Raw genomic sequence first — 19,981 nt, 5'->3', positions numbered from 1 at the left:
TTATTTTGATTGGTCGTCCATTTTCAGGATGGCCATAAATGCTTCCTGAGGCACTTCTACAGAACCGACTTGCTTCATGCGCTTCTTGCCTTCTTTTTGCTTATCAAGAAGTTTCCGCTTACGGGAGATATCTCCGCCGTAACATTTGGCAAGTACGTTTTTGCGCATTGCGCTGATGGTTTGGCGAGCGACGATTTTCTGACCGATCGCTGCCTGGATCGGCACTTCAAACTGCTGGCGCGGAATCAATGACTTCAATTTATCCACAATGACTTTGCCGCGTTCGTACGCAAAGTCACGGTGCACGATAAAGCTCAAGGCATCCACTTGTTCGCTGTTCAATAGAATGTCCATCTTCACCAGTCTTGACTCTTTGTATCCGATCAACTCGTAGTCAAACGAGGCATAGCCTTTCGTTCCCGATTTCAATTGATCGAAGAAATCGTAGACGATTTCCGCAAGCGGCAATTCGTAAATGATGCTGACGCGCGTGGCATCGATATAGTCCATCGTCAGGAAGTTTCCGCGTTTCTTCTGGCAGATTTCCATAACCGCTCCGACATAATCGTTTGGTACCATAACGGTCGCTTTTACGTATGGCTCTTCCACTTTATCAATCTTCTGTGCATCCGGCATCATCGCCGGGTTATCGATTTTCAGCACTTCGCCGTCTGTCATATGCACATCATAGATAACGCTTGGCGCAGTGGTAATCAAATCGATATTGAATTCCCGTTCGATGCGCTCCTGGATGATTTCCATGTGCAAGAGCCCGAGGAATCCGCAGCGGTAGCCGAAGCCAAGCGCCTGGGATGATTCCGGTTCGAATTGCAGCGCGGCATCATTCAGTTCCAGTTTTTCAAGCGCGTCGCGAAGGTCATTGTATCTGGATGTATCAATCGGATACAATCCACAGTACACCATCGGGTTCAAGCGGCGGTAGCCGGGCAGCGCTTCAGCGGCTGGATTGTTCGCAAGCGTGATCGTGTCGCCGACTGTAGAATCGCCGACATTTTTGATGGCTGCCGTGATAAAGCCGACATCGCCGACTGTCAATTCTTCCTGAAGTGCGGTATGCGGAGTGAAAACGCCTGCTTCAATCACATCGAATTCTTTGCCGGACGCCATCATCTTGATGCGGTCTCCCGGTTTGACTGTGCCTTCGACAATCCGGATATAGGCGACAACGCCGCGATATGGGTCGTAAAGCGAGTCAAAAATCAAAGCTTTCAGCGGAGCGCTCGGGTCTCCGGTCGGCGCAGGCACTTTCTCGACCACCTGCTCCAGAATTTCTTCGATGCCGATGCCGGCTTTTGCTGAAGCAAGCACCGCTTCTGAAGCATCGAGTCCGATCACGTCTTCGATTTCGCCTCTGACACGTTCCGGGTCAGCGGCAGGCAAATCAATTTTATTGATGACCGGCAGGATTTCCAATTCGTTGTCCAGTGCCAAGTATACGTTCGCCAGTGTCTGGGCTTCGATTCCCTGTGCTGCATCCACAACCAGTACGGCGCCTTCACAAGCGGCAAGGCTGCGGGATACTTCATATGTGAAATCGACATGCCCTGGGGTGTCGATCAAGTGCATGATATAGGTTTCCCCGTCTTTTGCTTTGTAGTGCAGCTGAACGGCATTCAATTTGATCGTGATGCCGCGTTCGCGTTCCAAGTCCATGGAATCCAATGATTGTGCTTTCATTTCACGGGAAGTCAAAGCTTCCGTTTTCTCTAATATGCGGTCAGCAAGCGTAGACTTTCCGTGGTCAATGTGCGCAATGATGGAAAAGTTACGGATTTTGCTTTGGCGTGCTAATCGTTCCTCATGATTCATTCTCTTCACTCCTAAATAAACTACTTTGAATTATAGCAGTGTAGCCGCCATCCGGCAATGAAAGCCTGTTGAAAACGTTTCACTGTCAAGGAAAACTTCTTTGCATGTATCTATTGCATTCTTTTCCTGGATTTGATAAAATAACTGATGTTGTATAGAGACATAAAAGAGTTGAGATGATTCCATCTCTGTTCCTAATTGTCTAGGAGGTGAAATACATGCCAAACATTAAATCTGCAATCAAACGTGTCCGCACGAATGAAACGAAAAACGCTCAAAACTCACATGTGAGATCGACTATGCGTTCTGCTGTCAAAAAAGCTGACCAAGCTCTTTTGAACAACGAAGAAAACGCTGGCGATACAGTTAAAGCGGCAATCAAACAAGTGGAAAAAGCGGCTTCTAAAGGTCTTATCCACAAGAACACTGCAGCTCGCAAAAAATCTCGCTTGATGAAAAAACAAGCGTAAAACACAAAAGGCCGATTCCTTTGGGAATCGGCCTTTTTACTTTTTCAACAAGTCGATGCGAACGTTTCGCCGTCCGGAAACTCCAGCAAAGAGCCCGGGAGTGTCCCTGCGTTCTTCACGTGGCCCTTTGGACACGCGCCTTTTTAAAAGCGACGGGTTTACTCGGAACTCTTACTGCGCTATTCCTGCTTTTCTCGCCTGCTTGCGTTTCATCAAAAAGAACTCCAGTATGCGTTCGCGGTTGCCGCTTTGAGTTTTCAGCTGCAAATCGATTTCCGCCAAGTCATTCAACACCTCGAGCAAACGCTGCTCCGGAATTTGCTGGCGTTTTTCAACCAGCAGCTTGACCCGGTACGGATGCGCTTTTAACTGCTTCGATATTTGCTGTGCGTGGTAGCCTTTTTTCTGCAAGTAATAGACGTGCACCATAAAGCGGATCTGGGAAGCAAGAAGTGCGGTCAAGGCAACCGGCTCTTCTTTTTGGCGGATCAAGTCGTAGTAGACGCTGAGCGCCTCGCTGATATCGCCGTCAAGGTAAGCCTGCAGCATTTTAAATGCATCCTGTTCTAAAGTCCGCGCCGTCATCTGCTCGATCAGTTCGTCCGTAATTTCTTCCTCTGCCCCAAGATACAGCGACATCTTCTCGATTTCAGAAGACAGCAGCGTCAAATTCGTGCCGGCCATTTCAATCAAGCGCTGGGCGGATGATTTTTCAATGTGCTTGCCGAACTGTTTGGCTTCGTGCTGCACCCATACTTCCAAGTCGTTGGCCTGCAGCGCCTTCGCCTCAACCATGACCGCATGCTGCTTGATCAGTTTGGTTATTTTTTTGCGCTCATCCAATTTTTCATAAGGCGCGACAAAAACGGTGACCGAACTCGAAGGCGGATTTTCGAGCCAGGCTTCCAGCGCCTTCAAATTGTGGTCGATTTTCTCTTTGCCGCGTTCCGCCGCTTTTAAGAACGAGGCATTTTTGGCAATGATCAATTTGCGGTCGCTGAAAAATGGAATGGTGTCTGCTTCTTCTATCACATAATCCACCGGCACCTCGTCGAGATCAAAATTGATGAACTCGGGTTCGCCGTCTGTCAGTTTTGTTTTTAATAAATCCAAAGTTTTTTCGATGAAATAACTTTCGGTTCCTGTAATGACGTAAACAGGATCAATTTGTCCGTTTCGAATGGCTTTCCATATTGAAGTGATCATGAATCGCACCTCCTCTCTCTACTATATCGGATTTTCGTGCGTTTTGGTATTTCGACATTTCTGTGTCAGCTTCCATTATCAGCGGATTATCTTCAGTTCAATCTAGATTTTTGTACGCCGTTCAATTATAATAAGAGGGAATTAGGAGGGATAGCAATGAATGAATTTGAACAGAACGTACAGTCGAAGCGCAATGACGCCATCGACGCAGGAATGGGATTTGTTGTATCATTCGTATTTTTTGCGGCTATCTTCATTATTGCGGCAGTAGTGCAATTTGTAGCTCGCTAAATAGAAAAAAAAGTTCCCGCTTAATTGCAGGAACTTTTTTTTATTTCAGCGCATGGTTTGAAGCGTTACCTGGCCGTCTTTGATTTCCATTTCGATAGTGCCAGTATCAGCCGTATTCAAGGTCGGCAAGCCGAGTGCGTTAAAGCGGTCGACCACTTCTTCACTGGGGTGCCCGTAGCGGTTATCGATCCCCGTCGAGAAAATCGACAGCTTCGGTTCCACCAGTTCCAAAAATGCCTGGCTGCTCGATGTCTTGCTGCCATGGTGTCCCACTTTCAAGACGGTCAGTCCGGACAACGCCTGCCCGTATGCCGCTTCCAAATCGCGTTCCCCGGCTTCTTCCAAATCCCCGGTAAACAATGCCCGGTACTCTCCGCTCTCAACCAGCAGCACGAGCGAATCGTTGTTGCCTTCATACTCCGCGTCCGCCGGCGACAAATAGCGGAATGTTGCCCCGCCTTTCGCCCATCCCGAACCCCTTCCCGGAAACCGCACGGCCGCTTCTTTCGCAAACGGCGCGATGTCCCGGATAATGCCTTCCGCCTGTGATCCGGGAGATAAATGGAGTTCTTTGATGCGCAGGTGCGGAAACAGTTCTTCCGCCCCTTCGGCATGGTCCGCATCTGCATGGCTCAATACCAGCACATCGACCGACGACAGCCCGTTCCCTTTTAAATACGGCGCCACAATCTGCCTGCCGACTTCATAGGGCCTGCCCCGCTTTCTGAATTCTTCCGTATCAAAACGCAGGAGCCCGCCGCTGTCAATTACATACACCCCTTGCCGGTAAGGCAATTCAATGACCGCACTATCGCCTTGCCCGACGTCCAAAAACGCCACCTTCAATGCAGGATCGACATACGGCAGCAGTGTGAAAACAACTGCCGGAACGATCAGCACCAGCAACTGCCGATAGCGGAAACCCTGCTCCGCCAAACTGTAAAACAGTAGGACGCTTACAAACAAGGCAACCAGCATCCATGCTCCCGGCTTTCCCGGATTCCACATTTGATATGGCAGCCCGGACAGCCACACCATGAACTTTTCAATCAACGCCCTCAAAGGTTCGTATATTCCAAACGCAATATCAGCTGCCGGCTGGAATATAAACGTCAACGCCAGAAGCACGAGATTTGCCGGCAGAATAAACAGCGTATAAAGCGGCACAAAAAGGCTGTTGACCAGGAAAGCCGACAAGGAAATTTCGTAAAAATGAAAAAGAAGCAAGGGATAGAGCGTCACTTGAGAAATCGCAGTTAGAATTAGGCCACTCTTAATAGCCGATTGGTCTGCTGTTAAAAAGCGGCTGGAGTAAATGATGCCAAACGTCGCCCCGTATGACAATTGAAAGCCGATGTCGTACATCATAAAAGGGTTCCATAAGATAAAGAAGACAAAACTGCCGAGCAGAATATGCGCAATCGAGACGCGCAGGTTAAAAAGCCGGACAGCAAGAACTGCGCTTACCATAAATACCGAACGGAGAACGGAAGGCGCGCCCCCTGCCAAGACTGCATACACCGGCAAAATGCCAAGCAGCAGCACCAGCGCAGTTTCTTTCCGGACCCTAAGCCGCAAGAGCACAAAATACACAATGCCGACAAGAATGGCGACGTGCAAGCCGGAAATCGCAAACAGATGCGTAATGCCAAGCGTCTGGTACATGAGCCGGTCTTCGTTTGCCATGTTTTCCTGCTCCCCAATCAGCAGCGCTTCCGCTTCTGTAGCCAAACTGGACGGAAACGTATTCTGAATATGCTTTTTTAGCCATTGCCGCTGCCGGTATAATTTGCTGATCACCGTCTCTTGCTTCTCCACGCCGATAATCGATTCAACAGCCAGTATGTGCTTCGCCCCGTTATGGTCCAAATACTTTTGCATATCAAAAGAAAACCGATGGGACGGCGGAGATGGGGCTTCGAAGGTGCCTTGAATAAACAGCAAAGATTCAAACAAACTTTCTTCCAGTGCCGCTTTTTCTTCTGCCGTCGCGATGCGGTATTTGGCATAGACACGAGTGCCGCCGTCCAGTCGGGCAAACCCTCTCAGCCCGTCGCCGTCAATGACATAATCACCGTCAAATCGGAGTTCTCCTGCATACGGCTGGCTGTAGTCAAACGAATCCTGGCTGCGAATTTCCTGCAGCAGAAAAAAACCGGCCGATAAGATCGCAATGATTCCCATGTGCAGCAAAGCTTCCCTTTTCCAGCCCATCCAACAAAAAAGCAGCGCCATGAACACAAGGGTTGCCGGTGTTTCATGCGCTGCCAAAGTAGCCAGGACGATTGCTATCGCCAAGTAAAGCCAACTATTCTGATTTAAACTTCGACTTCTCCGAATAATGCGTTCACCCGTTCTGTATAATGGGCCAGTTCTTCTTCGGTGCCGCCTTTTTCACGCAAAGTCTCCAGCATTTCCATGTAGAGCCCCGCTTTTTCAGCACTTAAAAAGTCGATTTTCCGCTCGTCAAATATGACTTGCACCACTTCGACTCCTGCCTGTTCGAACAATTCAATCGCATAGGCATGATTTTTATAGTCTGCCGCGTAATAAATCCGGGCAATGCCTGCCTGAATGATGGATTTTGAACATTGGAGGCACGGGAAATGGCTGACATACATATCTGCCCCGTTCACGCTGACACCATATTTGGCGCATTGCAATAAGGCATTCATTTCCGCATGGATGGTCCGTACACAATGGCCATCCACGACGTAACATCCCTTATCGATGCAGTGGTCGCCGCCTGAAATGGAGCCGTTATAGCCGCCTGCCATGATGCGCCGGTCCCGGACAATCGTTGCTCCGACTGCCAGTCTCGTACAGGTGCTTCTGAGTGCTAATAAATGGCTTTGCGCCATGAAAAATTGGTCCCACGTTATTCGCTTCATCTAATTGCCTCCTGCTTAATAAGTCTAAAATAAGTGTAGCAGAGGGGAAATTTTCGTCAACCGTTCATTGGTCGCATCTCGCCTTCAGTTAACGGTGATGCTGTCTTTCAATTTTTCAAACGTCTTATCGCCGATGCCCGTGACATTCTTCAAGTCTTCGATTTTTTGAAAGTTGCCGCTGTCGGTCCGGTAGGCGATGATTGCTTCCGCTTTCGAAGGGCCGATTCCCGGCAGCGTCATCAGCTCGGCGTCCGTAGCGCTATTCAAATTGACGAGCGCCTCTTTGGCGCTGCCTGCTGCCGCTGCGCCCGGCTGAGCCGTCGGCAAGGCCGCTTCCTCGCCGATTTCCGGCACGTAAATGACCATTTCGTCCACGACTTTCATCGCCAAATTGATTGCTTTTGGTTCAGCCGCTGCCAAAAAGCCGCCAGCCGCGTCAATGGCGTCTGTCATCCGGGAATCCACCGGCAATTCATAAACGCCGGGTTTCGCTACTTGGCCTTTAATGTCGACCATCAAGGTGGTTGGTACTGGATTTTGGGTGGGGGTTTCCGTCTGCTGTGGGGGCTCAGCTTGGATCAAATCAATGGATGCCTGAAGATTTTCTTCCGGTTTTTCTTGGGGATTCAAAAAGTAAAAAGCTAAAAGCACAATTATCGCTGCCGGAATCAGCAGCCAGCCAAACTTGTTCTGGAGTTCGGATAATTTCAGCGGGCATTCCTCTTTTCTCCAGGAAGCAATTAGATAGAAGCTGTCTGAATTGTACATTAATGGAAAGGAATTGTCTATGCTGTTTTTATCGGTATTTTGACATAAAAAACTGCCCGCAAATCGCAGGCAGTTTCTAGTCATTCCTATTATGGTTTTGTCGCATGGAAAAAAATCCGTTCGCTTTCCCCGTCCGGCGCTTCACCGGAAAAGTCAGCCGTAATCGATTCCACTTTAAAGCCTGCCACTTCCAGCCACGCTGTATAGTCTTTGATTTCATAAGTGCGCTGCTCATGCATTTCTTCAAAGCGTTCAAACAAACGGCCCTGGCGGATAAAAAACGTAATGTCGTGGACGACACTATGCGGGTAATCCCCCGGTTCCGTATGCCAAATATACGCGACGTCTTCCCCGTCAAAAACAAACGGGCTGTCCATATAGACTGCATCCACTTTATGGACGGAATGCACGTCAAAGAAAAAATGCCCGCCTTCATTCAAAGCTTCGAACACTTCTTTGAATGTCTGCTGCACCTGTGTTTCCTTTTCCAAATAGTTAAGTGAATCGATGGCAATCGTAACGGCGTCAAACCCGTCCAGACCTTCCAAATTATCCATCGACAACTGCAGTGTCGGGATGCTTTGGCCGGCCTCTTGGAAGCGCTGGCTGGCGATTGTCAGCATTTCTTCCGACAAATCGCTCGCCGTTACATCAAAGCCCACTTCGTTAAAAAGCTGTGAAAGGGTGCCTGTCCCACAAGCCAGATCCAGAATTTTTCCTGACTGGATATGAGCGGCAACCCATTCCACATACTTTTCATACGGGATGTCTTCCATCAGTTCATCATAAACCGATGCGAATTTTCCGTATCTCATATTTCCATTGTCGGTGCTTCTCTCCATAGGCGCTCAAGATTGTAGTACGAACGCTCGTCTTTATGGAAAACGTGAGCCACGACATCTCCTAGGTCGACTAAAATCCAGCGGGCTGCGTCAAATCCTTCAACGCTTTTCACCGGGTTTCCAGCTTTTTCAGACTGGTCGATCAGTTCTCTGGCAATTGCTTGCACTTGGCGATCGGAATTACCGCTGCAAATGATGAAATAGTCGGCAAGCAATGAAATGCCTTCCATGTTCAAAACGACGATATCCTCAGCTTTTTTATCCTCGGCAGCACTATATGCCATTTGTAGTAAAGTTTGTTTAGTCATTCTTTCACTTTCCCTTTCTGTTGCACGAAGTATTGATGACACTTCAGTGAATCCGGATACACCGGTTGATTTTTTGATACCAGGAACTCGATGGTATGTTTAATACTGGCTTCCATCATAACATCCAATCCGTGATCTTGTAATTGACGCAATTCTTCAACACCTGTAAATTTGCGGTTTGGTTCGACCAGGTCGGCAATATAGATGATTTTTTCAAGATCCGACATGCCGGCACGGCCGGTCGTATGGTATTTGACGGCATTCAGCACGTCTTCATCTTCCACACCGAATTCTGTCCGGGCAACATAGGCGCCAACCGGAGCATGCCATAATTCTGCATGGTACTCGAGCAGCAGCGGGTCCATGTTTTCGGAAATGATGATCGATTTCATCCATTCCCGGTCCGAAAACTTCGCCACATCATGCAAAATTGCCGCAATCCGCGCTTTTTCTGCCGGCACATTGAACTTCTCCGCCAAGGCGACAGCTGTTTCCACAACGCCTCTGACATGATTGTACCGATTTTCCGGCAGCCGTTCCTTCACTTTTTCAATCATCATGCTTTGGTCCATATAACCGCTCCTCTCGAATAAAAGCTTCCACTTTTTCCGGCACTAAGAACCTGATGGTTCCTTGTGCAGCGACGCGTTCCCTGAGCATTGTCGAAGACAAATGAAGTTCCGGCGAGTCGATCAGCAAAACCGGGTACATGCTCTCATGCAAATAGCCCGGGCGCCGGATTCCGACAAAGCGGACCATCTGCGCCAGTTCTTCAATCCGGTGCCAGGTAGGCAGCCCTTCGATGCTGTCGCCTCCGATAATGAAATAGAAGGCTGTTTCCGGCTCCCGCTGGATCATCGCTTTCATCGTGTCAAACGTATACGAAACGCCGCCTTGGCTGATTTCAAAATCTTCTACACGGAATCGGCTGTGTCCTTGGGTCGCAAGCCGGGTCATTACCAGCCGCTGCGCTGCATGGGCACCGTGGACTTCTTTGTGCGGAGCAATATAATTGGGCATAAAGCGGACTTCATCCAAACCGACGGCGTGAAGCGCTTCGTTGGCCATGATCAAATGGCCGATATGAGGCGGATTGAAAGTTCCGCCCAATATCCCGACTTTTTTCATTTCGCTCTTGGCAGCTCGATTCGTTTATTGTTGACGGATGGTTTGTAAAGCACGACCGTGTGGCCGATCAATTGGACAAGCTCCGCGGAAGTGCCTTCAGCCAATTGGTTAGCGACATCGTGTTTGTCGTCTTCGTTGTTCTGCAAAATGCTGACTTTCAATAATTCACGCGCTTCGAGCGCTTCTTCGATCTGACGCAGCATGGTTCCGCTGACGCCGCCTTTGCCCACTTGAAAGATGGGATCTAAATGATGTGCTTCGCTTCGCAAAAAGCGTTTTTGTTTACCTGTTAACATAATTGCCTCCTAATTTTTCAGTGATGATTTGAATCATCTTTTCTGTATCGGGCTGGATACCTGTCCATTTTTCAAATGCGATGGCGCCTTGATAAACAAACATGCCAACCCCGTTCAAGGTGGTGCAGTTTTTTTCTTGGGCCGCTTTTAGAAACGGCGTTTCGAGTGGATTGTAAATGATATCCGCTACTAACGAGCCGGTGCTGATCCGCTCAAGCGAGATCGGCAACGCTTCGTCTTTTGCCAAGCCGACCGAAGTCGTTTGGATAATGATGCTGAAATCGCCAAGCGCCGCTTCAGCCTCTTTCAAGGTCAAAGCGGAACTGCCGCAGTCATTTGCCAGTTCCACTGCACGGCGATGCGTCCGGTTTGTAATGGTCACGTCTGTGAAATTTGCACGCTTCAATGCAAAAGCGATGCCTCTTGCCGCGCCGCCTGCACCGATAACCAATACTTTTTCATTCCGAGTGATGGGCTGGGCAGAAAGCGAGCGGACAAAACCGTCGCCGTCCGTATTCCAGCCGACATACTGGCGGCCGTTGTAAGTGACGGTGTTGACTGCATTCATGATGACAGCTGTTTCATCCAGTTTGTCCAAAAACGGGATAACGGACTGTTTATGCGGCAAGGTAATATTAAAGCCGCTGACGCCCAAAGCTTTCATGGAATGAAAGGCGTTTTCCAGTTCAAACGGCTGAACGTGGATAGGTATATAAGTTGCATCGATTCCATGCTCTTCAAACCATAAATCGTGCATAAAAGGCGACAAGGAATGTGCGATTGGGTCGCCGATGACTGCGTACCATTTCTTCATCAAAATCCCCCTAGATCAATGATGGACGTAAAAACACTTCAACGCCTTTAGGCGCATAGGCTGCGACAACCACATTCGGGTGCTGGACCGTAATCCAGCCAAGGCCAGAAAATACGATATCCGTCTTCCCTTCTTTTACCCGGAATTCCCGGCGCACTAACTCAGGGAACTCATCTTTGTACTCAGCAGACGGCGGAGCCAGCATGCCGCCCAAATGCTGTTCGTACAAAGCATCGGCATTATCCAGCTTCGTCCGGTGGATCTGCAGGTCGTTCGCGACATGAACAGTGAAAGATGAACGTTCCCCTTGGATAAAGTCGAAACGGGCAAGCCCGCCAATAAACAGCGTCTGTTCCGGATTCAGCTGGAATACCCGTGGTTTCAATTCTTTTTTCGGCATGATCATTTTCAGTTCGGACGGATGCAAATGATGCGCCAGTTGGTGGTGGTTAATAATTCCCGGTGTGTCGTACATCGATTTTTCGTCATCCAACGGAATTTCGATCATATCAAGAGTGGTTCCCGGAAAATGGGAAGTTGTGATGATATCCGCTTGGCCGGTCGCCTGCTTGATGATGCGGTTGATGAAAGTCGATTTGCCGACATTCGTCGAACCGACAACATAAACGTCTTCTCCTTGGCGGTATTTATCGATTGCTTCCATCGCTTCCGTGACGCCGGTCCCTTTATGGGCACTGACGGTCAAGACATCGATGGGTTTTAACCCCTGTTTTTTCGCTTCCTGTTTCATCCAGTTGATCAGCTTGTGCTGTTTAACGGATTTCGGCAATAAGTCAGCTTTGTTGGCAATCAGCAGGATATCGTTCGATCCGACAAAGCGGTGAAGCCCCGGAAGCCAACTGCCGTTGAAATCAAAAATGTCCACGATTTTCACAATCAGGCCTTTTCGTTCTCCAAGTCCGTTCAGGATTTTCAAAAAGTCGTCATCTGTCAGCGACACCGGCTGCAGTTCGTTGTAATTTTTCAAGCGGAAGCAGCGCTGGCAAATGATTTCTTCTTTTTCTAATGAGGATACGGGTGCATAGCCAAGTTCCCCTGGCCGTTCCGTCTGGATTTGGGCACCGCATCCGATACATGATGGCATTTCGTTCAATTTTCTTCCTCCCACGTTAATTGTCCTTTTTCTTTTAACTTCTTCATGATCCGGCGTTCCATCAAGCGATTAAATCGGGTAAAGAATCCGTCCGACTGCGCCACTGGCAAAACCAGGATTGTGTGCAATTTGTTTAAGTTTCCGCCAAAAATATCCGTCATCATCTGGTCGCCAATAACCACAACCTGTTCGCGTGACACATTCATCAGTTTCAGGGCTTTCCGGAAAGCGCGGCCCATCGGCTTGCGCGCCTGGAAAATAAACGGAATGCCGAGCGGATCGGCAAACGACTTCACCCGCAGCTCTTTGTTGTTTGACACAATGATCACCTGAATCCCTGCTTCTTTCATGGATCTTAGCCAATCGATCAACATCGGCGTCGCGTCCGGCCGGTCCCATTCCACAAGGGTATTGTCCAAATCGGTAATAATGCCGCGGACGCCTTTTTTCAATAGCGACTCCGGCGAGATGTCAAATACACTTTTTACGTATTGACTTGGTATGAATTTTTGATACATCAGTAACCACTCCTGTTTCCCGAACTTAATTCTATTGATTATACCATATGTGCGAGTGCTTCTCCCACCTTGATTCGCTCGCCTGCCCTGACATTTGAAGAAAATTTGATGTGGTTTTCCTCAAAAAACAGCACAACCGTAGAACCGAAACTGAAATAAGCCACTTCTTCGCCTTTTTCCCAGGATTCCCGGGAATTCGTCAGCTGAATCGAATTGACAAACATGGCCCCGACTTTTACAACCAGCAGATTCGCCGATTGGGTTTCCAGTTCCGTGATCAAGCGGTAATTCCCGCTGATTGGCGACTTGCCGTAAAGCAGTCCCGGCCCATTGACCGGATATGATTTTTTTCCCAACACGTATTGTTTGAGGACTTTTCCGCTAGCGGGGCTGTGAATCCGGTGATAATCGGCTGGTGAAAGATAAAGCACGATGTATTTGCCGTTCTGATAGGAATCCGCAAGCGCAGCATTGCCAAGCAGATCTGCAAGCGAATATTGGTGGTTTTTCACAAGAAAACGGATGCCTTCATGCAAATCCCCAAAAATTTCAATTTTCCCGTCTACCGGCGATACAATCGGTTCATCTGCTACCGGCCGGCTTTCCGCTTTCAACGTTCGGATGAAAAAATCATGCAGCGTCGGAAAGGATTCCAACGGATTTTCTATATCAGCTGTCGGTATTTTATAAGTTTTGATATAATTCGGAATCACCCGCCGGCTCAAGGAAGACTGGGTGAAAGAGCGGATCATTCCTGACGTCAACGGTCCGTTCGTCAGTTCAATCGATCGTTGATAGATTTTTTTCTTCACACTGGCACCTCCATTGCTTAAAATAGTCTACCATTTTTTGTTCTTTCACAGTATAATGAACTGAAGAAGTTTACAAAAAAAAGGAGTGTTTTCCATTGCTGATATTAGAACGAATGGATCACACAATTAAAAAACTACGCTCTCAGACAGCAAACATGCTGACAATAGGCAATATGGCTTTCGGCGGGGCGTCCTTAATGGCCGCTCTCAACGAGTTTTACAGCTATAGTGTGCTATTTATTTTTATTGCCGCTTTTCTGGACCGCTTTGACGGCATGGTTGCGAGGAAATTCAACCAGGAGTCCGAACTCGGCAAACAGCTGGATTCAATGAGCGACATCATTTCCTTTGGTGTTGCACCGGCGATCCTGATTTACCAGCTGGTGCTGACTGAGTTTGGTGTGACCGGTATGGTCTTTACTGTCATCTACATCGCAAGCGGTGCTTTTCGCCTTGCGCGTTTCAACATCTCGGAATCCAACGGCTATTTTGTTGGGCTGCCCATCACGGCTGCAGGCACTGTGGTGACCTTGTCTTATTTCGGACTTTCCGTTTTCCCGCCTGTCGCGTATATGTTTCTGTTTATTATTTGTTCCCTATTGATGATCAGCACTTTTACCCTCAGAAAAGTTTAATAAAGATAAAAGCTGGAAGCGTTTTTTACAACGTTTCCAGCTTTTTTTGCATTTACTTGGCTGCCAGCCGTTCTACTACGTTTAATACAATCTCAGTGGAATGCTTCGCAGCAACCGGCAAAAATTCATCAAATGAGATATTGGATTCTTTTCCGGCAATATCCGATAACGCACGGATCACCACAAACGGCACGTTGAATTGGTGGCAAACTTGCGCTACTGCTGCAGCTTCCATTTCAGAAGCTTTCATCGACGGGAAAAACGCTCTGACTTTCTCCACACGTTCCGGGTCATTCATGAAAGAATCTCCAGTCGCAATCAATCCAACACCGTACGGATGCTCTCCCAGCTCTTCCACGGCTTTGACCGCCAAGTCTATCAATTTCTCATCTGAACGGAATGCGGCCGGCAATTGCGGCACCTGCCCCATCTCGTAGCCGAAAACCGTAACATCGACATCGTGGTGGCGAACTTCATCTGAAATGACAATTGCGCCGACTTCAAGCGCCTGGTCAAACCCTCCGGCAGATCCTGTATTGATGACAACATCCGGTTTAAACTGCTGCAAAAGAAGCGTTGTGGACATCGCTGCATTTACTTTGCCGATGCCACTCTTTAACAGCACAACGTCCTGCCCTTTGTATGTACCTGATGTAAATTCACAATTAGCGATTTCGCTCACTTGCGCATTTTCAAGGCTCCCTCTTAATAATTCCACTTCTTCTTCCATCGCTCCGATAACGCCGATTCTCATTTTCCATCGCCCTTTCCCTGTCTAAAATCTTTGCTTTCCAAATTCCTGCATCAAAAAAGACGCCTTTTAATAGGCGCCTTCCAGTGTTTTTAATACATCCATTTTCACGGGTTTCCAGCCTTCGCCATCTTTAAATTCCAGATGGACGCGATATTTTTGTGATTTGTCTTTGGACTGCACGACACCGATCGATTTCTGCGGGCCGCCGCCATTCTTAATCATCATAACATACATATTATCTTGGCTTAAACCGGTGGCATATGAAATGGCATTGATTTTTTCATTCCAGTCGACCGATCCTTTATCATAGACCGATACGTGTTTGCCGGTTTGTTTTGTGCCGACCGGCTCCCAGCTTGTGTTGATGACTGTTTCTTCAACAACCGGATCGCTCGAATCTTCACGTGTAATGGTGCCGCCTGTTACTTTTCCTTCTTCAGCAGCCTTTTCTTCTTTTGCTTTTTCTTCTGCGGCTTTATCCGCTTCTGCTTTGGCTTTCGCTTCTTCTTCAGCTTTTGCGTCAGCTTCTTCTTTTGCTTTTGCATCGGCTTCAGCATCTTCTTCTGGGTTGCTTTCTTCTCCGCTCGTTTGCTGTTCAGTATCTGTTTCGATTGTTACCGATTCCGGCTCTTGGGCACTTTCATCCCCGTTGTCCAGGAAGATAAAAGCTCCGGTAATCACTATCAAGGCAAAGACCACCCCGATCATCCAGTTCAGAATGGAATTTGACCGGTTCTTTTTGTCCAAACGAGAAGGATACGGTTTTTTTTCATTTGTCATCGACTTGCCTCCTCTTCAAATTATTTTAGCATAATGCTCTATTACAAATTTGACGTTTTGACAAAAGAAATGTTTCAATTTCGTGTTATTTAACATTTAAGGTTAAATAAATTTCAAAAAAACAGCCATTCAAATAAAGAATGGCTGTGTATGAATTAAGAAATTGAAACGATTTTGATTTCCATTTCGCCGCCAGGCGTCAACACTTTTACATTTTCGCCAATCGTGCGCCCAATCATGCTTTTCGCGATAGGCGAATCATTGGAAATGCGCCCTTCTAATGGATCTGCTTCTGCAGAACCCACAATGGTGTAAGATTCTTCATCGCCATCCGGCACTTCTACGAAAGTGACAGTTGTCCCTAAACGGACGATGTCTTTATTCAATTCGTTTTCGTTAATAATCACCGCGTTGCGGATCATCGATTCCAACGTAGAAATGCGGCCTTCTACAAATGCCTGATCTTCTTTTGCTGAGTCGTATTCCGAGTTCTCGGAAAGGTCTCCGAAACTGCGTGCTATTTTAATCCGTTCAACGACTTCTTTCCGTTTAACGGTTTTTAGGAATTCCAGTTCTTCTTCCAACTTCAGCTTACCTGCAGCTGTCATCGGAAATTGTTTTTCATTTGCCATTGTTTCCCCACTCCTTCAACTGCTGACTTTGGAAGGTTTTAAGCTACCATCCGTCAGTCTCGTATCATCATATTATAAATTGTCAATCTATTCAAGAATTGTTTTAATTTTTGTAACCATTAAATCAATTGCCACTTCGTTTTGTCCGCCTTCAGGAATAATGACGTCAGCATAGCGCTTGGTCGGCTCGATAAACTGATTGTGCATTGGCCGTACAACGTTCAAGTACTGGTCAATGACCGAATCGATCGTCCGGCCGCGTTCGTTGATGTCGCGCAGCAAGCGGCGGATAATGCGCAAGTCTGCATCGGTATCGACGAATAATTTGATGTCCATCAAATCGCGCAGGCGCTCGTCTTCCAGTACCAGGATCCCTTCGAGGATGATGACATCTTTTGGTTCAATCAAAACGGTTTCGTCAGCCCGTGTATGTAAGGCGTAATTGTATACCGGTTTTTCAATCGGTTCACGGTTTAAAAGTTTATTGACATGCTCAATCAGCAAATCGGTATCGAATGCCAATGGGTGGTCATAGTTTGTTTCCAGACGTTCTTCAAATGCCAGATGGCTTTGGTCTTTGTAATAGTAATCCTGTTCAATCACTACCACTGAGTTTTCTTTGAATACTTCATAAATGGAATTCGTTACGCTCGTCTTGCCTGAGCCCGAACCTCCTGCGATCCCGATAACGACCGGACGGTTTTTAGACATTCTTCCAAGCTCCTTGCAAACTTTTGTTTTTTAGTTGGCTCTTTTTTTGCAGACCATTATGCCATCTCCGACAGGCAGAAGCGCCGTGTCATAAGACGGATGATTCAGCATATGTTCTTTAAAGTTTTTCAAATTCCGGATCATCGTGCGTTTTCTGCGTGGTATGTCCGAAATCTCCTGGTCCGCCAGTCCATGCATATACATATTATCACAATATATGACACCCTGCTCAGACAATAAAGTTTCGTATTTTTCAAAAAACCGTTCGTATTGCCCTTTGGCCGCATCAATGAAAATTGCATCATACTCCCGGTCCAACAGGGACAGGTTCATTTCGAGTGCATCAGCATGGAAAATGCGGATTTGGCCGCCAAATCCGGATTGTGCAATAAACTCTACAGCCTTCTCATAGCGTACGTCATCCCGCTCAATTGTATCGATCTGGCAGCCTGTCAGTTCAGAAGCCATCATAATGGCAGAAAAGCCAATCGCCGAACCGATTTCCAGGATGGACTCCGGCTGTTGCTGCAGCAGCAGACCGGTCAATTCACGGATGCCCTGGTCTTCCATTATGGGCACATGGTGCTCTTCTGCATACGCTTTGACAGCGGTTAATGTCTTTGACAATTGTTCATGGTCCATTGTATTAAAGCTCCTTTTCGCCTGCCGCAAAAATTACAACCAATAATAACATAAAACAAGAAGGAAAGCGAGGTCGCTTCCTTCTTGTCATGTTTTGTCCACTTATTCCAGTACTTGCCGGCCACAAAGCTGCTAATTTTTAATTGGCAGCGCTTTTCTTATTGTCCGATGTACTCATCGCGCTTTTTAAGATGTTCTTCATAAGTCGTAGAGAAATGGTTTTTCCCATCTTTGTCTGCCAGGAAGTATAAATACTCCGTGTCAGCCGGGTCAAGCACAGCGGCAATCGACGATGCTCCAGCAGCGGCGATCGGCCCTGGCGGCAGCCCTTTGTTTGTATAAGTGCTGTAAGGATGCTCGAATTCGTAGTCTTTATTGAATAAGCGTTCCTTATGCTCGCCCATTGCATAAATGACCGTTGGATCCGTCTGCAGCGGCATATCCTTTTCGATGCGGTTGTAGAAGACGCTCGCGATCGTGTTGCGGTCAGAACCCGCTGTCGCTTCTTCTTCCAGCAACGAAGCGAAAGTCAGCAGCCAATGCGGCGTTTTATCCATCTCTTCCAACACGGCCTGGTACTGGACCACGTTGGACTCCGTCGCTTTGATCATGTTCTCGATGATCAAGTCCAATGAAGGGTCTTCTTCGTAAAATGGATAAGTGGCTGGGAATAAATAGCCTTCCAACGCGAAACGGACATTTTCACCTTTGATTTCATCCGTCAGCAAAGCCGGATATTTGACGATCAACTCGTCCACATACGCTTCGTCCTCCATTTTGGCCATGAATTCCTCCGCGCTGTATTTCGTTTTCTTGGCAATGACGTTTTCAGCGATCTGATCCAATGTCAGGCCTTCCGGCACCGTGATGTTAAACAACGGTTCCCGGTAGACTTTCCCGGTTTTCAGGCTCTCGGTGATTTCATCGAGCGTCATAGAAGGCAAAAGCCCGTACGTGCCGGCCTGGAAATCAGCCTGATTTTTAAATTTCACGTAGTATTTGTAGATACGCGCATCTTTGATCAAGCCGTTCTCTTCCAGCAATGCGGAAATGCTGTCGAGATTCGAGCCGATCGGAACTTCGATTTCAACGACTTTTTCTGAATCCGCATCAACCGGTTCCAGTGCGTCGGTGACATAGCTGTATGCTGCAAAAGCGCCAATGCCCAACACGAGCAGCAAAACGACCGTCACGATAAAAACAATCCGACGGACAACTTTCACTTCTTTTTTCTTTTCGCTCATGCGTTCATACATAATTTCTTTTTTCGATTGCTTGTCCACGGGTCCCCCCCCTTAGCTTTTTCCTCTATCCCGTTTGAATGGCCAGCAATTTTCCGCTGGTAAAGCGGAAAACCACTGACCACACATACGCGTTTGGTACTACTCGCCCCCAGTGGAGATCATAAACCCAATGGTTGTAGTTTCTCTTTAACAGTATACCGAATTCCCGGCAAAAGAAAAAGACGGAATCTACGTACAATTCCGTCCTTCTCCTAAGTGGATTAAAGTTCTTCGTTCTCTTCTTCTTCGTCAAGGAACGTATTCAACATTTCTTCAATCATATCCCACTCTGCATCCGTTTCGACCGGGCGAAGTTCTCCGCCTGCAATCTTGCCGTCTGTGTCAGCATTTTCAGTGAAAGAAGAAGCTTGGATTTCGATTTCGCCTTCGTCATCTTCTTCAGCGCCTACCGGGAAATACAAAACATATGATTTTCCGAATTCTTCTGAGTCAAATGTGAATAATACTTCAAATAGCTGCTCGTTGCCGTTTTCATCAACGACTGTAATGTGTTCTTGTCCGTGTTCCATTTGCGTCACCTCATCATTTTTTAAAGTCAAGATAGCCCTGCAAAATCATGACCGCAGCCATCTTGTCAATTACTTTTTTGCGGTTCTTGCGGCTGACATCCGCTGAAATCAGCATTTTTTCTGCTGCCATCGTTGTCAGCCTTTCATCCCAAAGCACCACCGGTATAGCATACGCTTCTTCAAGCAAAGCTGCAAACTTTTCCGATGCCTCTGCACGCGGGCCGATGGAATTGTTCATGTTTTTTGGATAACCAACCACAATTTGGCTGACTTCGTATTGCTTGATTAGTTCGCCCAGGCGCCCAAATCCGAAATCTTCTACAGCTTCATTGATCTTAACTGTCTCGATGCCTTGCGCCGTCCAACCAAGGGCATCGCTGATCGCGACGCCGATCGTTTTCGATCCGACATCCAGTCCCATTATTCTCATGCTTATTCCTCTTTATTCTTTTTGATATAAAACTTTACAAGCTCTTCCAGAATTTCATCCCGTTCAAGTTTGCGGATCATATTACGTGCATCCTGGTGGCGAGGAATATAAGCCGGATCACCTGATAGTAAATATCCGACAATCTGATTGTTCGGGTTGTACCCTTTTTCCTCCAACGCAGCATGAACCTGAAGCATAACCTGCTTCACTTCCTGCTCCATTGATTCATCAGACGGGTTGAATTTCATAGTTTGATCAAATGAGCTCACGACAAGCACCTCGCTTTCGGGTCTAGA

The 19,981-nt window shown here is 47.4% G+C and carries 26 protein-coding genes; 3 read left to right on the top strand and 23 right to left on the bottom strand.

Going from position 1 to position 19,981, the window contains the following annotated elements; genetic code table 11:
* Positions 1-1,830, bottom strand: coding sequence for a translation elongation factor 4 (gene lepA / locus QWY22_RS08175; RefSeq protein ID WP_053165543.1), 1,830 nt, complete (start codon positions 1,828-1,830; stop codon positions 1-3).
* A gap of 218 nt (positions 1,831-2,048) precedes the next feature.
* On the opposite strand from lepA, the gene rpsT reads away from it, so the two are divergent.
* Positions 2,049-2,300 (top strand): 30S ribosomal protein S20, encoded by a 252-nt coding sequence (rpsT, locus tag QWY22_RS08170; protein WP_036809512.1) that lies wholly within the window; start codon positions 2,049-2,051, stop codon positions 2,298-2,300.
* Positions 2,301-2,471: 171 nt separating this feature from the next.
* On the opposite strand, the gene holA is transcribed toward rpsT, so the two are convergent.
* Positions 2,472-3,506, bottom strand: a complete 1,035-nt coding sequence (gene holA, locus QWY22_RS08165; protein ID WP_300983908.1) for a DNA polymerase III subunit delta — start codon at positions 3,504-3,506, stop codon at positions 2,472-2,474.
* A 156-nt stretch (positions 3,507-3,662) separates the two neighbouring features.
* Here holA and QWY22_RS08160 point away from each other — a divergent pair, with 156 nt between their 5' ends.
* Complete coding sequence (locus tag QWY22_RS08160) at positions 3,663-3,797, top strand: YqzM family protein (RefSeq protein WP_036806444.1); 135 nt, start codon at positions 3,663-3,665, stop codon at positions 3,795-3,797.
* A gap of 45 nt (positions 3,798-3,842) precedes the next feature.
* On the opposite strand, the gene QWY22_RS08155 is transcribed toward QWY22_RS08160, so the two are convergent.
* The 12 genes from QWY22_RS08155 to QWY22_RS08100 all read right to left on the bottom strand — a co-directional run bounded on the left by QWY22_RS08155 (position 3,843) and on the right by QWY22_RS08100 (position 13,288).
* Positions 3,843-6,095 (bottom strand): DNA internalization-related competence protein ComEC/Rec2, encoded by a 2,253-nt coding sequence (locus tag QWY22_RS08155; protein ID WP_300983907.1) that lies wholly within the window; start codon positions 6,093-6,095, stop codon positions 3,843-3,845.
* Between the two features lie 20 nt (positions 6,096-6,115).
* Positions 6,116-6,688: a ComE operon protein 2 gene (locus QWY22_RS08150; protein ID WP_053165541.1), complete on the bottom strand. Its 573-nt coding sequence runs from the start codon at positions 6,686-6,688 to the stop codon at positions 6,116-6,118.
* Between the two features lie 84 nt (positions 6,689-6,772).
* Positions 6,773-7,456: a helix-hairpin-helix domain-containing protein gene (locus tag QWY22_RS08145; protein ID WP_300983906.1), complete on the bottom strand. Its 684-nt coding sequence runs from the start codon at positions 7,454-7,456 to the stop codon at positions 6,773-6,775.
* Between the two features lie 89 nt (positions 7,457-7,545).
* On the bottom strand, positions 7,546-8,271 hold the full coding sequence (locus tag QWY22_RS08140; RefSeq protein WP_300983904.1) for a class I SAM-dependent DNA methyltransferase: 726 nt from the start codon (positions 8,269-8,271) through the stop codon (positions 7,546-7,548).
* The gene (rsfS, locus tag QWY22_RS08135; RefSeq protein WP_300983903.1) at positions 8,268-8,606 is read right to left on the bottom strand and encodes a ribosome silencing factor; all 339 of its coding nucleotides are present in this window, start codon (positions 8,604-8,606) and stop codon (positions 8,268-8,270) included. The genes QWY22_RS08140 and rsfS overlap by 4 nt, the downstream gene beginning before the upstream one ends.
* Positions 8,603-9,178 carry a bis(5'-nucleosyl)-tetraphosphatase (symmetrical) YqeK gene (yqeK, locus tag QWY22_RS08130; protein ID WP_300983902.1) on the bottom strand — a complete coding sequence of 192 codons (576 nt, stop codon included), beginning with the start codon at positions 9,176-9,178 and terminating at the stop codon, positions 8,603-8,605. The genes rsfS and yqeK overlap by 4 nt, the downstream gene beginning before the upstream one ends.
* A complete protein-coding gene (locus tag QWY22_RS08125) occupies positions 9,156-9,734 on the bottom strand; it encodes a nicotinate-nucleotide adenylyltransferase (RefSeq protein ID WP_300983901.1) in 579 nt (192 codons plus the stop codon). The genes yqeK and QWY22_RS08125 overlap by 23 nt, the downstream gene beginning before the upstream one ends.
* Positions 9,731-10,030, bottom strand: a complete 300-nt coding sequence (yhbY, locus tag QWY22_RS08120) for a ribosome assembly RNA-binding protein YhbY (protein ID WP_300983900.1) — start codon at positions 10,028-10,030, stop codon at positions 9,731-9,733. The genes QWY22_RS08125 and yhbY overlap by 4 nt, the downstream gene beginning before the upstream one ends.
* The gene (gene aroE, locus QWY22_RS08115) at positions 10,017-10,844 is read right to left on the bottom strand and encodes a shikimate dehydrogenase (RefSeq protein WP_300983899.1); all 828 of its coding nucleotides are present in this window, start codon (positions 10,842-10,844) and stop codon (positions 10,017-10,019) included. The genes yhbY and aroE overlap by 14 nt, the downstream gene beginning before the upstream one ends.
* A gap of 10 nt (positions 10,845-10,854) precedes the next feature.
* Positions 10,855-11,958, bottom strand: a complete 1,104-nt coding sequence (gene yqeH / locus QWY22_RS08110) for a ribosome biogenesis GTPase YqeH (RefSeq protein WP_300983898.1) — start codon at positions 11,956-11,958, stop codon at positions 10,855-10,857.
* Positions 11,955-12,476, bottom strand: coding sequence for a YqeG family HAD IIIA-type phosphatase (locus QWY22_RS08105; RefSeq protein ID WP_367281299.1), 522 nt, complete (start codon positions 12,474-12,476; stop codon positions 11,955-11,957). The genes yqeH and QWY22_RS08105 overlap by 4 nt, the downstream gene beginning before the upstream one ends.
* A 38-nt stretch (positions 12,477-12,514) precedes the next feature.
* Positions 12,515-13,288 (bottom strand): phosphatidylserine decarboxylase, encoded by a 774-nt coding sequence (locus QWY22_RS08100; protein WP_300983897.1) that lies wholly within the window; start codon positions 13,286-13,288, stop codon positions 12,515-12,517.
* Between the two features lie 95 nt (positions 13,289-13,383).
* On the opposite strand from QWY22_RS08100, the gene pssA reads away from it, so the two are divergent.
* Positions 13,384-13,923, top strand: a complete 540-nt coding sequence (gene pssA / locus QWY22_RS08095) for a CDP-diacylglycerol--serine O-phosphatidyltransferase (protein WP_300983896.1) — start codon at positions 13,384-13,386, stop codon at positions 13,921-13,923.
* Positions 13,924-13,975: 52 nt separating this feature from the next.
* Here the strand turns inward: pssA and mtnN are convergent, their stop codons facing one another.
* The 9 genes from mtnN to QWY22_RS08050 form a co-directional block, all read right to left on the bottom strand.
* Complete coding sequence (gene mtnN / locus QWY22_RS08090; RefSeq protein ID WP_300983895.1) at positions 13,976-14,677, bottom strand: 5'-methylthioadenosine/S-adenosylhomocysteine nucleosidase; 702 nt, start codon at positions 14,675-14,677, stop codon at positions 13,976-13,978.
* Positions 14,678-14,743: 66 nt separating this feature from the next.
* Positions 14,744-15,457 (bottom strand): YrrS family protein, encoded by a 714-nt coding sequence (locus QWY22_RS08085; RefSeq protein WP_300983894.1) that lies wholly within the window; start codon positions 15,455-15,457, stop codon positions 14,744-14,746.
* A gap of 155 nt (positions 15,458-15,612) precedes the next feature.
* Positions 15,613-16,089 carry a transcription elongation factor GreA gene (greA, locus tag QWY22_RS08080; RefSeq protein ID WP_036806395.1) on the bottom strand — a complete coding sequence of 159 codons (477 nt, stop codon included), beginning with the start codon at positions 16,087-16,089 and terminating at the stop codon, positions 15,613-15,615.
* 87 nt (positions 16,090-16,176) lie between these two features.
* Positions 16,177-16,800, bottom strand: coding sequence for a uridine kinase (udk, locus tag QWY22_RS08075; protein WP_300983893.1), 624 nt, complete (start codon positions 16,798-16,800; stop codon positions 16,177-16,179).
* 30 nt (positions 16,801-16,830) lie between these two features.
* A complete protein-coding gene (locus QWY22_RS08070; protein WP_300983892.1) occupies positions 16,831-17,442 on the bottom strand; it encodes an O-methyltransferase in 612 nt (203 codons plus the stop codon).
* A gap of 158 nt (positions 17,443-17,600) precedes the next feature.
* Complete coding sequence (gene mltG, locus QWY22_RS08065; protein WP_300983891.1) at positions 17,601-18,725, bottom strand: endolytic transglycosylase MltG; 1,125 nt, start codon at positions 18,723-18,725, stop codon at positions 17,601-17,603.
* 221 nt (positions 18,726-18,946) lie between these two features.
* Positions 18,947-19,255: a DUF1292 domain-containing protein gene (locus QWY22_RS08060; RefSeq protein ID WP_036806386.1), complete on the bottom strand. Its 309-nt coding sequence runs from the start codon at positions 19,253-19,255 to the stop codon at positions 18,947-18,949.
* Between the two features lie 13 nt (positions 19,256-19,268).
* Positions 19,269-19,685 (bottom strand): Holliday junction resolvase RuvX, encoded by a 417-nt coding sequence (gene ruvX / locus QWY22_RS08055; RefSeq protein WP_300983890.1) that lies wholly within the window; start codon positions 19,683-19,685, stop codon positions 19,269-19,271.
* A gap of 2 nt (positions 19,686-19,687) precedes the next feature.
* A complete protein-coding gene (locus QWY22_RS08050) occupies positions 19,688-19,954 on the bottom strand; it encodes an IreB family regulatory phosphoprotein (RefSeq protein ID WP_036806381.1) in 267 nt (88 codons plus the stop codon).
* Between the last annotated feature and the right edge of the window lie 27 nt (positions 19,955-19,981).

Source organism: Planococcus liqunii (assembly GCF_030413595.1).
GTDB lineage: Bacteria > Bacillota > Bacilli > Bacillales_A > Planococcaceae > Planococcus > Planococcus liqunii.
The sequence above is the reverse complement of the archived record's forward strand: the minus strand, read 5'-3'. Positions and strand labels throughout refer to the sequence as shown.

Bases quoted from the DNA above. Each gene is read 5' to 3' on its own strand.
- QWY22_RS08105 (WP_367281299.1), bottom strand. From the start codon at position 12,476: ATGTATCAAAAATTCATACCAAGTCAATACGTAAAAAGTGTATTTGAC.
- QWY22_RS08150 (WP_053165541.1), bottom strand. From the start codon at position 6,688: ATGAAGCGAATAACGTGGGACCAATTTTTCATGGCGCAAAGCCATTTA.
- yqeK (WP_300983902.1), bottom strand. From the start codon at position 9,178: ATGGACCAAAGCATGATGATTGAAAAAGTGAAGGAACGGCTGCCGGAA.
- aroE (WP_300983899.1), bottom strand. From the start codon at position 10,844: ATGAAGAAATGGTACGCAGTCATCGGCGACCCAATCGCACATTCCTTG.
- yhbY (WP_300983900.1), bottom strand. From the start codon at position 10,030: ATGTTAACAGGTAAACAAAAACGCTTTTTGCGAAGCGAAGCACATCAT.
- QWY22_RS08160 (WP_036806444.1), top strand. From the start codon at position 3,663: ATGAATGAATTTGAACAGAACGTACAGTCGAAGCGCAATGACGCCATC.
- QWY22_RS08060 (WP_036806386.1), bottom strand. From the start codon at position 19,255: ATGGAACACGGACAAGAACACATTACAGTCGTTGATGAAAACGGCAAC.
- QWY22_RS08145 (WP_300983906.1), bottom strand. From the start codon at position 7,456: ATGTACAATTCAGACAGCTTCTATCTAATTGCTTCCTGGAGAAAAGAG.
- ruvX (WP_300983890.1), bottom strand. From the start codon at position 19,685: ATGAGAATAATGGGACTGGATGTCGGATCGAAAACGATCGGCGTCGCG.
- rpsT (WP_036809512.1), top strand. From the start codon at position 2,049: ATGCCAAACATTAAATCTGCAATCAAACGTGTCCGCACGAATGAAACG.
- holA (WP_300983908.1), bottom strand. From the start codon at position 3,506: ATGATCACTTCAATATGGAAAGCCATTCGAAACGGACAAATTGATCCT.
- QWY22_RS08085 (WP_300983894.1), bottom strand. From the start codon at position 15,457: ATGACAAATGAAAAAAAACCGTATCCTTCTCGTTTGGACAAAAAGAAC.
- mtnN (WP_300983895.1), bottom strand. From the start codon at position 14,677: ATGAGAATCGGCGTTATCGGAGCGATGGAAGAAGAAGTGGAATTATTA.
- lepA (WP_053165543.1), bottom strand. From the start codon at position 1,830: ATGAATCATGAGGAACGATTAGCACGCCAAAGCAAAATCCGTAACTTT.
- QWY22_RS08125 (WP_300983901.1), bottom strand. From the start codon at position 9,734: ATGAAAAAAGTCGGGATATTGGGCGGAACTTTCAATCCGCCTCATATC.
- rsfS (WP_300983903.1), bottom strand. From the start codon at position 8,606: ATGACTAAACAAACTTTACTACAAATGGCATATAGTGCTGCCGAGGAT.
- udk (WP_300983893.1), bottom strand. From the start codon at position 16,800: ATGTCTAAAAACCGTCCGGTCGTTATCGGGATCGCAGGAGGTTCGGGC.
- QWY22_RS08070 (WP_300983892.1), bottom strand. From the start codon at position 17,442: ATGGACCATGAACAATTGTCAAAGACATTAACCGCTGTCAAAGCGTAT.
- greA (WP_036806395.1), bottom strand. From the start codon at position 16,089: ATGGCAAATGAAAAACAATTTCCGATGACAGCTGCAGGTAAGCTGAAG.
- QWY22_RS08140 (WP_300983904.1), bottom strand. From the start codon at position 8,271: ATGAGATACGGAAAATTCGCATCGGTTTATGATGAACTGATGGAAGAC.